Raw genomic sequence first — 12,968 nt, 5'->3', positions numbered from 1 at the left:
GACTAGATTCTTTTGGAGAGAGCAACAACAAGTAGTATCCCTCTTTTGCAAGAAAAAATAAACAGACTTACTAATTATTGTATCATAATGTTTTTATATTTCGACATAAAGTATTTAATATATACCGAAAAAATAAGGAGCATAATAAAAAGCCCCTTCTTTAGAAAGAGGGGGCTTTGATTTATTTTATAGGAACATCATACCTGCAACTGCGGCATTTAAGAAGTTAGCTAGTGTACCAGCGATAACTGCTTTAATCCCTAATTGTGCAATTTGTTTACGGCGAGTAGGAGCTAGCGTTCCTGTTACACCTAATTGAATTGCGATAGAAGAGAAGTTTGCGAATCCACAGATTGCGAATGTTAAAATTAGATTTGTTTTGTCAGAGAACTCAGCCATGTGCGGTCCTAAGTTTGCGTATGCAACGAATTCGTTGATTGCAAGTTTTTGACCGATAAAGCTTGCTGCTTGTATCGCTTCACCAGGAGAAACCCCGATTAAGATTGCAAATGGTGATAGTAAGTAACCGAAGATTAAATCAAGGCTAAGTTTAATATCGAACCAAGAACCAACCCATCCTAATAAACCGTTTAATAAAGCGATTAATGCGATGAAAGCCATTAACATTGCTGCTACGTTAATAACAAGTTGCATACCTTCAGATGCACCACGTGCCGCTGCATCAATAACGTTTGCATCTTCACGTTCTGTAGAAAGCTCAACGTTATTATCTACTTTTTCTGTTTCTGGCATAATTAGTTTCGCAATTAATAAACTTGATGGAGCTGCCATAATTGCTGCTGCTAATAAGTGTTCTAACGGAATACCCATTGCTGCATAGCCGACAAGAACTGATCCGGCAACAGCTGTCATACCGCTTACCATAATAGTGAAGAATTCACTATTTGTTAAACGTGCTAAGTAAGGTTTGATTAAGATTGGAGCTTCAGTTTGTCCTAAAAATACAGTTGTTACTGAGTTTAAACTTTCTGCTTTAGAAGTTCCAAGAAGTTTGCTTAATGCGCCACCAACGACACTAACAAATCTTTGCATAATACCGAAATGATATAAGATTGCTACTAATGAACTAATAAATACAATTGGAAGTAGTGCTTGAATAAAGAATACAAATCCCCAAGGGCCTTTTGCGTTGACTAAATCCCCAGCAACGAACTTAATTCCCTCGTAAGAAAAATTAATTAATCCTTGAACGCCATCTGCAGCGTATTTTAAACCTGCTTTTCCGGCATCCCATCGTAATACGATAAATGAAAATGACATTTGTAATGCTAGCGCGATTAAAATCGTGCGCCAATTAATAGCTTTGCGGTTGGAAGATAGTAAGAAAGCGATTGCTAATACTCCAATCACGCCGCCAATTCCCCATAAAAGATTCATGCAGTGTATGCTCCTTCCTCATAGTAAAAAAAGTGTATAAACCAGTTGTCTATACGTTTACGAATATAACATCTTAAGTAACTTATCATAATGGACATCGGAGGTCAAACGTCTAACGAAAAGTTTAAATAAAAAGAAAATTCTTTGAAAAAACACATATAAAATAAATACACATGAAATAGGTTATGTTTTTTATGTAAATATATACATTATGATAACGTTATGGATTGTTTTTGTAGAATATGGTGTATGAAATAGGGAAATAGATACATTATTTGTTCGTGGATATAGGTGAAACATATTAAAAAGAGCCTTCTAGTAATCTAGAAGGCTCAAAAAATATAACTTAAGGTGCTTTTGTGTATCCTAAGAAATGGCTCTTCCAATAAGAGTTACTTAATGAAGCGATTGCTACACCTTTATCTCCGGCTTGGATAAATGATCCGCCCCCAAGGTAAATACCCATGTGGGAAGGACCCGATTTATAAGTGTTTTGGAAATAAATTAAGTCGCCTGGTTGTGGATTTGAAGTTTGTGGTAGGCTACCCCAATATCCCGCAACACTTTGTCGGCTAATGTTATGACCAAATTTCTTAAATACGTGGTAGATGTAACCACTGCAGTCAACACCAGTAGCAGAAGTTCCGCCCCAAACGTATGGTACGCCTTGCATTCCTTTTGCATATGCAAGTATGGAAGAACTGTTGCCGCTATTATTACCTGTATTATTGTTGTTATTGTTTTGATTGTTATTTTGGTTGTTGTTAGGCTTATTATCTACTGCGCCTCCAACTGGTGTTTTAGAAAGGTAACGTGTTCCGATATAACCAGTTTGGCCGTTGTAGTTAATTTTACTCCATCCAGAGTTTTCAGAGATTACTTGAACCTTCTGTCCCTGTGGAAGTGCGCCTATGATTCTATAATTTGTACCTTCGCCGCTACGTACGTTTAATGCAGAAGCATTAATGTAGTAGTCACCAATTGCACCTTGATTAGGTTGTTCAGGTTGTTTTGGTTGCTCAGGAGTAGTAGTGCCACCTTTAACGAATTTCATAAATTCGCTACTAACGTAGCCTGTTTTTCCTTGGTAGTTAACTTTAAACCAGCTACCTTCAGAGCCAATTACGTTTAATGTCGTACCATTTAATACGCCACCAATTACACTATGGTAAGTAGCAGGGCCTGTGCGAACGCGTAGAGATGTTGCGTTAACAACGTAAGTACCACCAGTTTGAACAGTTACATTATTGTTTTGATTATTATTTTGGTTGTTTCCTTGTGTAGCGTTATCGCTAGAACCGCCTTTTGTTACGTAGTCTTTGCTTACGTAAGCTGTTTGGCCTGCATAATTGATTTTGAACCAATCTTGCACTTCGCCAACAACTTGTACTACTTGTCCTTTTGTAACAGAACCTACAGTTGTGTGAGAAGTGCTAGGACCTGTACGAACACGAAGGGAAGATACATTTACTGTATAGTTTCCGCTTGCTGGTTTTACAGATTCTTGGTTGTTATTATTCGTATTGTTGTTTGAAGAACCTGCATTAGAAGAAACACCAGATACGAATTCGCCACTTACATAGCCAACTTGTCCATTATGGTTGATTTTTACCCAACCATTTTCTTGACCGATTACGTTTAAAGCTTGTCCTTCATATACACGTCCTGAAACAGAACTAGAAGTGTTAGGAGCTGTACGAACACGTAATACATCAGCAGTAACTTTATTGTTTCCACCTGTATTACTTACATTAGAATTGCTTGCTCCATTTTTTGATACAAATTCGCCGCTAACAAAACCGGTTTGTCCATTAATGTTAATTTTGAACCAACCATTTTCTTGGCCAATCACGTTTAAGGATTGACCGTTATAAACGCGTGAGATGATGTCGTGAGAAGTACTTGATCCTGCACGAACATGTAATACGCTAGCGTTTACCGTATAAGATGAGCTGTTTGATGCAGAAGCTTGGACAGTTGTAGCAGCTTTTTGTGTATTTTGTTCTGGGGCAGCTTGAACACTATCAAGTGTAGGTGCTGCTCCTCCTGCTACAGACACTGCCGCAAGACCGGCAAGGTATTTTTTCATAATTTGTCGATTCCTTTCTGTCTGTAATGTAGTGAAGAAATATTTACCAACTGTTAAAAATTCTAAAGAGCATGTCGATTACTGTCAAGACTTATGCGGGAATCTGAATATGACAAAAAGATTACAAAAAAAATCAAGGCATAAATCTATACCTTGATTTCCATTTAAATACATATATTGAATGTAGAAAGAATAGAAATTATTCGTGTTTAAGAAGATGACATATTGGATTGTAACAAACTTTGAGAAAAGGATCTTTGTAGCATTTTAGTGATAGGGCCAACTTGACCATCTTGGATTGCGGTTCCATCAAGATGAGTCATTGGCAAAATTTCAATCGTCGTTCCTGTAAAGAAACATTCATCGGCTTGATAAACATCACGAACGCTGAAAAGTTCTTCTTGTACAGGAATGCGAAGGGTTTTCGCTAAAGAAAGGACATATTGACGAATAATGCCATTTAAAATAAGGTGATTGGCTGGGTGTGTGTAAAGCGTTCCGTTTTTGATTAGAAAGAAGTTAGAACAGCTTCCCTCAGTTACAGTACCATTTCGTACGAAAAGTGCTTCCTTACAACCTTTGCGCTCGGCTTTCGTAGCAGCTAATATATTTGGTAATAAATTTAATGATTTGATATCACAGCGTAGCCAGCGCGTATCTGGTTCTGATATAGCGCGTACACCATATTCAATCCATAATGCTGGTCTTTCTTTCTTTGTAATATAGGCATAGATTGTCGGAGGGACGTCATATGAGAATGTATGGGTACGAGCTTGTACACCACGAGATACTTGTAAATAAATAGTGCCATCTTCGTGGAAATTATTATTTTCAATTAGTTTATAAAGTAGGGTAATAAGTTCTGCTTTTGAGAAAGGGAGTGTTAATTCTATTTCTTCCATGGAGCGATATAATCTTGTGATATGCGGATCTAATAAGTGAAAGTTTCCTTTATATAGGCGAATAACCTCGTAGACACCATCCCCAAACTGCAAGCCTCTTTCTTCAAGTTCTATGTACGTTTTTTGTTTCATTGTATCAATAACTGCATCATTCCAAAGTACAAATCTTTCATATGCCAATTTTCGTCCCATCCTTTCGTAAGTGCATAAGTAAAGTGAAACTTTAATTCATAAAAATCCCTATAGTAATTTTTATGTGGGTAACTCTTTACATATGACGTATATGTATTTGTAAATGGTAGAGAAGTAGTGGTGATTTATAGCATTTTGTATATACAAATTCGAAAATAAGAAATAAGAATCCTGCTTTTAAATAAAAAAAAGCAACATTCTTATGGAATGCTGCACAAGGAGGGTAGCTATCTTTCATAGGGACATCGTCTTATTGAATGTTTTGTGTATGGAAACAAAACATATTGAAAGACAATTATAAGAAAGTAGAAATAAAACGATTCATATATTTCTTTAAGGGATCTTATTACAGATGAGAGATAAGAAATATATAGAACCTCGTTTACATATTTTATTATAGAGATGTTTCGTTAACTCTATGTGAATATTTGGTAAAGGTTATGTAATGTTAAAGTTAATGAATATAAGTGATTGTATGGAGAAATATAAAAAAAAGAGGCTGAGATTACTCAGCGCTCTTCTTTTCTTCTTTAATAGCTGTCTTTACTTCACCAGTTTTGGTCTTGTTGCTTTCAGAGAAGCGAAGTAAGTCACCTTCAATGATTTTGTCAGACATGTTTAATTCATTTTGGGCACGATCAATGAGTGGTTGAGATTCTTCTTTTGGTAATTGTACAACTTCTCCAGTATTACGATCGTAGAATGTACTGTTCGTGTACATGTACTTATCTGTAACGAAGCTACCGTCACGAAGAACAACAAATCCTTTATTTTCTGGTGAGAATACATCATGACCAAATTGAATTTGATTCGTAGAATCTACACCAAGTAAGTTTAGAATTGTTGGTTTAATATCAATTTCACCAGTTGGTTTTGAAATTGTTTTACCTTCTTTTTGACCAGGAACGTGAATAAACATCGGTGTTTTTTGTAAGTTCATATGGTCAAATGCAGTAATTTCTTCTTTTCCTAAGAACTGTGCCATTGCACGGTTATGGTTTTCAGAAATACCATAGTGATCACCGTAGAATACGATAACTGAGTTGTCGTAAATACCTTCTGCTTTTAGACGCTCAATAAAGTGTTTCATTGCTTCGTCTAAATAGCGAGCAGTTACCATGTAACGGTCAAATACGCCATCACCAGAATTGTATTCATCGATTAATTTCGTACTTTCATCATAAGTGAATGGGTAATGGTTTGTTAAAGTAAGGAAGCGAGTATAGAACGGTTGCTTCACTTCTTTTAACATATCGATAGATTGATCGAAGTATTCGATATCTTTTAATCCCCAATTTAATTTTGTTTCTGGTGTAATCTTGTAGTCAAGTTCGTTGTAGTAACGATCATAACCAAGTGCCGGATACATAATGTTACGGTTCCAGAACGTTGCGTTGTTCGCGTGGAATACCGATGTGTGATATCCTTGCTCACGTAAAATTTCTGGAGTTGCTGTATATTCGTTATTACCATGTGTGAAGAATACAGCACCACGGTCTAGTGGATACATTGAAGTATCTACTAAGAATTCAGCGTCAGATGTTTTTCCTTGACCAGTTTGATGGAAGAAGTTATCAAAGTAATAACTTTCTTTCGTAAATTGGTTTAAGAATGGTGTAACTTCTTGTCCGTTAACTGTTGCACCAATTAAGAATGTTTGTAATGACTCAAGAGATACGACAATTACGTTTTTCCCTTTTGCAGTACCAAACATATTTGGATCTGGTTTGCTTTGCGTTGTTTTTACGTAGTTCTCTGTTTCCTGTAATTTACTACCGTCAGCAAATGCTTTTTGTGAACTTGATTTTGCTTGTAAGCCAAGATCATATACTTGGTGTACATATAAACCTAAGTTTTTAACAAGCATAACGCGGTCGAATGAACGTGTTAATAGTTCTGGACGTTCAGCTTCTGCCAGTCCTAAGTTTGCGAAGAAAATAGCAATTGTTGACACGAAGTATAGGGAACGCATTGGGCGTGCTACACGTTCTGTCGGTGCAAAATTCTTCATCTTCTTCAATAAAATGAAGAATACGATAATATCAGCAAATGCAAGGATAATTTTGTAGTTAAACAATTCTTTTACACTAGAACCTAAACTTCCGAAGTTAGATGTTTGTCCTAGTACTGGTAAAGTAACGAAGTCATTATAGAATCCGTAGAACATTACGTTACCAACAAGAACGATTGTTAAAACAAAATTAATTCCAAGTGCTATATAGTTACGTTTTTTCCCTTTTGCAAATAATGCAAGACCAACAAGCAGTAATGATGCTGCTAATGGGCTAAGGAATAAAATGAATTCTTGCATGAAAGATTCAAGTTTTAAATCAAAGCTTGTGCGTGTAATAAGGTATGTCTTCAACCATAAGGCTAAAGCTACGAATACAGTGAAACGCACATTTTGAAATTGTGATTTCAAGGTTTCTTTCATTCATTTCCACCCTTTCTCTATCAGGCTTGGTCGATTTTGGAGCGAAAAATGCTAAAATAAAAAATACATAGTTTTCTTGGCCATAATTAGAGGTTCTATATTCACCCATATACGACTATAACTATGCATACCCTTTTGGTTTCTTGTGTTGCTCATAAGCATAACGTCATTTCTGTATTATACAACAAAATTCATTTCTGAGAAACACTATAACATTTTACATTTTTTGTATGAGATTTGTCACTACCAGAGAAAACTTTAACATTCGTTTATATGTCCGTCAACTAGAAAATATAACAAAGGTAGAGCAGAATGTTAAGTGAAAGTGAAAATTTTCTTTGTTGAGAAATAAGAAATGACAATGGGTAAGTGGTTATCTAGAAACCTATTATATGAAGGGAAGTATGCAAAAATTAACGAACACTTGTTCTTTTTTGGTTTGTTTGTTACAATGAAAGTTCATTGATAGATTATGTGTAATTTTGATGAACTTTTACTGATAACATATTGTAGCTTATTTCTTTTAAAAAATAGGGAGGCTTTTACATGGAACAAAAATTTTCAGTTGAAGCGTTTTGGAAGAAAGTAAAACATGTTGCAAAGCAAGCAGGGCAGTCGGTCATTTATGCAAGTTTATTATTGTTTTACGTTTTGCAGAAACCGGATGTTCCAAAACGAGTGAAAATTATTGTAATTGGAGCGCTTGCTTATTTTATTGCACCGATTGATGCGATTCCAGATTTTGTTGCTGGAATTGGTTATACGGATGATTTAGGGGCGTTAATGGCTGCACTATTACAGGCGTCGTTATACGTCAATGAAGATGTGAAAGATAAGGCACGAGTGAAGTTGGCAGAATGGTTTGGTTCGGATATAGACACATCCTTTATCGATCAGAAATTAGATCAATAGGTGAGAACTGTCATATGGTGACAGGGCGAACGTAAGCGAGGAAGTGCATTATGCCATCAGGAAGAACGCATACGAAAATAAACTTAATATCCCTTCCGGTTGTTTTGTTTCTGCTCTTTTCGTATGGATTAACAAATTTTGATTTTTTATTAACTTTTGCAATTGGCTTTTTAGTAGGGACTTCATTTTTAACGCCGGATTTAGATACGTATAGTAATGCGTATAATAAATGGGGATTCCTGCGTATATTTTGGTATCCGTATAAGAAGGTCATGCCGCATCGCTCCTTCTTTACACATACAATTATACTTGGTGATGTAATTCGTATTGCATACATGTTAATTGTGTTTTCTCCGTTTTTATTCCTATTAAATGTAATCGCACTTGACGGGAATTTAATAGAAATTGCGAAGAAACATGAGGTTGAAATTGTAACGTTCGTAATGGGAATTGTTGTGGCAAGTACGCTTCACATTATAGCGGATAAAGTGAATACGCGCCGCAAGAAGATGATGAGAAAAAAGAAGAAACGCAGAAGATAAAAAAACCATCCCAAAAGGTATTTTGGGATGGTTTTTTCTTATTAATCAAACGTTTGTTTAAAAAAGAAATTAAGCTTTCAGTACTTTAATGCCTTTTACGATGTTCCAAATGAAGTAGTATAAGCTAATGATTCCGCAAATACATAAGACAATCATTGTACCGATTCCAAGTGTTACGTCTGGTTGATCAGATCCAAGACCCATAAATCCTAAAATAGTTACGCCAATGAATGTAGCGATACTTGGAATAATGTGTGTCCATAGAGCACGTTTTGCATGTGGTTTTGTTTCAGCATCGCCTACAATCCACACAATAATAGGGAATAAGATAGGGGCAAATAATACACTAAAGTAAGATAAAGCTGCTAATATTTTGTTTCCGTTCATATATATCACCTCATAAATAATGTCCGTTGTTATACTATTATTATGCAATAGTTTTGGCAAGCTTACTATCGATGAACATTACAAGAACGTGACGATTTTGTAAGATTTTCTGATGAAATAATAAAATTTTCAAAAAAATCTTTTTTAATGGAAATTGTTATGGTACAGTATAAATGAAAGTTATTGAAAACGTTTTCTTAAACGTTTTTTTATTTTTAGGCTTAAAGGTATGATGACCTGATAGTCTACTGATGAGGTTATTCTATTTAAAAGGGGATTCTTTAGGGGGAGAGAACAATGAACACATGGACACAAGTTTATGATCCGTTCGGAAACATTTGGATTTCGGCAGCGGTCGCACTTATTCCGATTATCTTTTTTTTCTTAGCTTTAGCAGTTTTCCGCATGAAGGGGTATGTGGCAGGATTTATTACGGTTGTACTTACAATTTTAGTGGCGTTATTCGCTTATAAGATGCCGTTCACGATGGCGATGGCAGCGACCGGATATGGTTTTTTATACGGATTATGGCCAATTGCTTGGATTATCATTATGTCGGTATTTTTATATAAAATTTCTGTGAAAACAGGTCAATTCGATGTGATTCGTGCATCTGTATTATCCATTACGAATGACCATCGTTTACTCGTTATTTTAATCGGTTTTTCATTCGGAGCATTTTTAGAAGGGGCAGCAGGATTTGGTGCACCAGTAGCGATTACGGCAGCACTTCTTGCAGGCCTTGGGTTAAATCCTTTATATGCAGCGGGTCTTTGTTTAATTGCAAATACGGCACCAGTAGCGTTCGGAGCGATGGGAATTCCGATTACAGTTGCTGGACAAGTAACAGGTATTGATCCACATAAAATCGGACAAATGGCTGGACATCAATTACCGTTTCTATCATTATTTGTTCCGTTCTTTATCGTATTTTTAATGGATGGATTGAAAGGGGTAAGACAGACTTGGCCTGCTTTACTTGTAGCGGGTAGTTCGTTTGCAATTACGCAGTTCATTACAGCGACATTCTTAGGACCAGAACTTCCGGATATTACGTCAGCACTTGTAAGTTTAGTTAGTTTATCGTTGTTCTTAAAAGTATGGCAACCGAAAGAAATCTATCAATCCGGGCAAGCAAATAGTGAAGTAGCTGCAACAACAACGGCGGCATCGATGCCGAAATTAACGTTAGGAAAAGTTGTAAAGGCATGGTCTCCATTTATCGTATTAACGGTTATGGTAGTCATTTGGAGTCAAAGTTTCTTTAAAGCATTATTTGCTCCAAGAGGCGTGTTAGAAAGCCTTGTATTTAAGTTTGAAATTACAGGCTTGCATAATTTGGTAATGAAGGCAGAGCCTATTGTAAATAAAGCGACGCCTTACGAGGCAATCTTGAAGTTCGATGTATTATCAGCAACTGGAACAGCGATTTTAATTGCTTGTCTCATTTCCATGTTTATTTTGAAAATGAGTGTAAAAGATGCAGTAGTAACATTTAAAGAAACGTTAAGCGAATTGAAAATGCCAATTCTATCTATCGGATTCGTATTAGGATTTGCATTTATCGCAAACTATTCTGGTCTATCTTCTACACTAGCATTAGCACTAGCAGGAACTGGCGGACTATTCCCGTTCTTCTCACCATTCCTAGGCTGGATTGGCGTATTCTTAACAGGTTCCGATACGTCAGCGAATGCATTATTCTCAAATCTACAAGCAATTACAGCACAACAAGTTGGTGTATCTGAAGTACTTCTCGTTGCAGCAAATACAACGGGTGGTGTAACAGGAAAAATGATTTCTCCGCAATCAATTGCAATTGCTTGTGCGGCAGTTGGACTTGCTGGAAAAGAATCAGATTTATTCCGCTTCACAGTGAAGCATAGTTTATTCTTTGTAATTATTGTTGGTATTATGACGTATGTACAGGCATATTATTTAACGTGGATGATTCCATAAGTAACAAAAGAAATAAACTTTGCATTTTTCAGATTATCGTGTATGATGGGAAAGTATTGAAAATTAAATCAGTGATAAACTAGGGGTGCCTAACGTATGCGTAGGCTGAGAGAGAAGCGCGTGATCTTCTTAACCCTTTGGACCTGATCTGGCTCGTACCAGCGTAGGGAAGTTAACGGCTTTACATAATGATGTCTTTTATGAGCCAGGTCCTTATTTTTTTATGGACCTGGCTCTTTTTATTTTGGCATACGCTGGCCATATCTCGTCCTTGTCACGAACAGGGGAGGCAACAAAGGTTATGAAACAATCTGTTTCAGCTGAGCAAATTGAATTGAAATCGAGTTTACCAGGGAGTAAGAAAGTATATGTAGATGGACCACGCGCAGGTATGAAAGTGCCGATGCGTGAGATTGAACAAAGCGAAACGAACGGCGTCTCAAATCCGCCAATCCGTGTGTATGATACGAGCGGTCCTTATACGGATCCGGCGTATAAAGTAGAGCTGGAAAAGGGGATTCCAACGCCGCGCCACTCTTGGATTCTAGAGCGCGGGGATGTAGAGGCATATGGAGGGCGCGAGGTGAAACCAGAGGATGACGGTGTGAAAGTGGCTTCGAAACATACACCTATTTTCCCGCAAATGGATCGCCAGCCGCTTAGAGCGAAGCAAGGTGCAAATGTTACGCAAATGCATTATGCGCGTAATGGCATTATTACGTTTGAGATGGAATATGTTGCGATTCGTGAAGGCGTAGAGCCTGAGTTTGTTCGTAAGGAAATTGCAGAAGGTCGTGCCATTTTACCAGCGAATATTAATCATCCGGAAGCAGAACCGATGATTATTGGACGTAATTTCCACGTGAAGGTCAATGCAAATATCGGAAACTCTGCTGTATCTTCTTCTATTGCAGAAGAAGTAGAGAAGATGACGTGGGCAACGCGCTGGGGTGCAGATACGATTATGGATTTATCTACAGGTAAAAATATTCATACGACGCGTGAGTGGATTATTCGTAACGCGCCTGTACCAGTTGGAACTGTACCAATCTATCAAGCGCTGGAAAAAGTAAACGGAATTGCAGAAGATTTAACGTGGGAAGTGTATCGTGATACGTTAATTGAGCAAGCGGAGCAAGGCGTGGATTACTTTACGATTCATGCCGGAGTATTACTTCGTTACATTCCAATTACGGCAAAACGTACGACAGGTATTGTTTCCCGCGGTGGTTCAATTATGGCGCAGTGGTGTTTATTCCACCATAAAGAAAACTTCCTATACACTCATTTTGAAGAGATTTGTGAAATTATGAAGCGGTATGATGTTTCGTTCTCTCTCGGAGATGGATTACGTCCAGGTTCGATTGCAGATGCAAATGACGAGGCACAATTCTCTGAGCTTGAAACACTTGGTGAATTAACGAAAATTGCTTGGAAACATGATGTGCAAGTGATGATTGAAGGGCCTGGACATGTACCGATGCATTTAATTAAAGAGAATATGGAGAAAGAGCTTGATATTTGTCAGGGCGCGCCGTTCTATACACTTGGGCCGTTAACGACAGATATTGCACCAGGTTATGACCATATTACATCGGCAATTGGAGCTGCGATGATTGGTTGGTTTGGAACGGCGATGCTTTGTTATGTAACGCCGAAAGAACATTTAGGCTTACCGAATAAAGATGATGTTCGCACGGGGGTTATTACGTACAAAATCGCTGCGCATGCGGCTGATCTTGCGAAAGGGCACAAAACGGCTCATCAGCGTGATGATGCACTTTCAAAAGCACGCTTCGAGTTCCGTTGGCGCGATCAATTTAATTTATCTTTAGATCCTGAGCGCGCGATGGAGTACCATGATGAAACATTGCCAGCAGAAGGCGCGAAAACGGCTCATTTCTGTTCCATGTGTGGACCGAAGTTTTGTAGTATGAGAATCTCACATGATATTCGTGAATACGCGAAAGAAAATGATTTAGAAACGACAGAAGCAATTGAAAAAGGGATGAAAGAGAAAGCGAAAGAATTTAAAGACACTGGTAGTCATTTATACCAATAACACGTTACACCTCTTTACTTGATTGATCACACTGTAGTACCTAACTTAAATATAGAAGAAGCCCCCTTTGCTAAGACGGTAGCAAAAGGGG

Annotated in this window: 9 protein-coding genes and 1 riboswitch; of the genes, 4 read left to right on the top strand and 5 right to left on the bottom strand. The window is 37.4% G+C overall.

All coding sequences use genetic code 11. From position 1 onward, the window contains the following. Nucleotides 1-186: 186 nt before the first annotated feature. The 4 genes from ACYVEC_RS01615 to ACYVEC_RS01600 form a co-directional block, all read right to left on the bottom strand. Nucleotides 187-1,398 carry a NupC/NupG family nucleoside CNT transporter gene (locus ACYVEC_RS01615; RefSeq protein WP_063221834.1) on the bottom strand — a complete coding sequence of 404 codons (1,212 nt, stop codon included), beginning with the start codon at nt 1,396-1,398 and terminating at the stop codon, nt 187-189. 346 nt (nt 1,399-1,744) lie between these two features. Next, a complete protein-coding gene (locus ACYVEC_RS01610; protein ID WP_063221833.1) occupies nt 1,745-3,487 on the bottom strand; it encodes a C40 family peptidase in 1,743 nt (580 codons plus the stop codon). Between the two features lie 209 nt (nt 3,488-3,696). Then, on the bottom strand, nt 3,697-4,581 hold the full coding sequence (locus ACYVEC_RS01605) for a D-amino-acid transaminase (protein ID WP_098557035.1): 885 nt from the start codon (nt 4,579-4,581) through the stop codon (nt 3,697-3,699). Nucleotides 4,582-5,086: 505 nt separating this feature from the next. After that, nucleotides 5,087-7,015, bottom strand: coding sequence for an LTA synthase family protein (locus ACYVEC_RS01600; RefSeq protein WP_063221831.1), 1,929 nt, complete (start codon nt 7,013-7,015; stop codon nt 5,087-5,089). 546 nt (nt 7,016-7,561) lie between these two features. Between ACYVEC_RS01600 and ACYVEC_RS01595 the strand changes: the two genes are divergently transcribed. Both ACYVEC_RS01595 and ACYVEC_RS01590 read left to right on the top strand, forming a co-directional pair. Next, nucleotides 7,562-7,927 carry a YkvA family protein gene (locus tag ACYVEC_RS01595; protein WP_000435504.1) on the top strand — a complete coding sequence of 122 codons (366 nt, stop codon included), beginning with the start codon at nt 7,562-7,564 and terminating at the stop codon, nt 7,925-7,927. A 50-nt stretch (nt 7,928-7,977) separates the two neighbouring features. Continuing rightward, nucleotides 7,978-8,469: a metal-binding protein gene (locus tag ACYVEC_RS01590; RefSeq protein WP_048528112.1), complete on the top strand. Its 492-nt coding sequence runs from the start codon at nt 7,978-7,980 to the stop codon at nt 8,467-8,469. A 69-nt stretch (nt 8,470-8,538) separates the two neighbouring features. Here the strand turns inward: ACYVEC_RS01590 and ACYVEC_RS01585 are convergent, their stop codons facing one another. Continuing rightward, nucleotides 8,539-8,856 carry a DUF4870 domain-containing protein gene (locus tag ACYVEC_RS01585; RefSeq protein ID WP_460505436.1) on the bottom strand — a complete coding sequence of 106 codons (318 nt, stop codon included), beginning with the start codon at nt 8,854-8,856 and terminating at the stop codon, nt 8,539-8,541. Between the two features lie 297 nt (nt 8,857-9,153). On the opposite strand from ACYVEC_RS01585, the gene lldP reads away from it, so the two are divergent. Both lldP and thiC read left to right on the top strand, forming a co-directional pair. After that, nucleotides 9,154-10,815, top strand: coding sequence for an L-lactate permease (gene lldP, locus ACYVEC_RS01580; RefSeq protein WP_098557033.1), 1,662 nt, complete (start codon nt 9,154-9,156; stop codon nt 10,813-10,815). Nucleotides 10,816-10,886: 71 nt separating this feature from the next. Continuing rightward, nucleotides 10,887-11,002, top strand: a riboswitch (TPP riboswitch). Nucleotides 11,003-11,116: 114 nt separating this feature from the next. Continuing rightward, nucleotides 11,117-12,877 carry a phosphomethylpyrimidine synthase ThiC gene (gene thiC, locus ACYVEC_RS01575; RefSeq protein ID WP_460505433.1) on the top strand — a complete coding sequence of 587 codons (1,761 nt, stop codon included), beginning with the start codon at nt 11,117-11,119 and terminating at the stop codon, nt 12,875-12,877. The last annotated feature ends 91 nt before the right edge of the window (nt 12,878-12,968 follow it).

Source organism: Bacillus sp. MN7755 (genome assembly GCF_054771475.1).
Note: the sequence above shows the minus strand (reverse complement) of the source record. Positions and strands in the feature narration are given on the sequence as shown.